This is a genomic window from Bacillus sp. SIMBA_074 (assembly GCF_046534555.1).
GTDB lineage: Bacteria > Bacillota > Bacilli > Bacillales > Bacillaceae_G > Bacillus_A > Bacillus_A mycoides.
This window is the reverse complement of sequence record NZ_JAWRYM010001041.1, coordinates 1-245: the sequence shown is the minus strand read 5'-3', so window position 1 is coordinate 245 and position 245 is coordinate 1. Positions and strand designations below refer to the sequence as shown.

General features: G+C 75.9%; 1 protein-coding gene. It reads right to left on the bottom strand.

What is annotated here, in order from left to right; translation table 11 throughout:
• Window positions 1–245 (bottom strand): hypothetical protein (locus tag SB773_RS33930; protein ID WP_410594877.1); only part of this gene is annotated, 245 nt, incomplete at both ends.

Here is a 245-nt window from a genome sequence, read left to right as displayed (position 1 = left end):
ACGGCCAGCCGCAGCACCTCGCGACGGCGCATGGCCCGCAGTGCGGCGGCCGCCGTGTCCACGGACTCGTGGCGCGCCAGGATCGCCGCGGTCTCTTCCCGCAGCAGGGCGGCGGGTCGCGGGCGCAGCTCGTCCTCGGTCTCTAGCCAGGCCACGGATTCGGGGATGCCGCCCAGCAGCTCGCCGGCGAACCGGGAACCGGACAGCACGCGAGTGAGGCGTTCGGCCGCGCCGGTGGAGTCGCG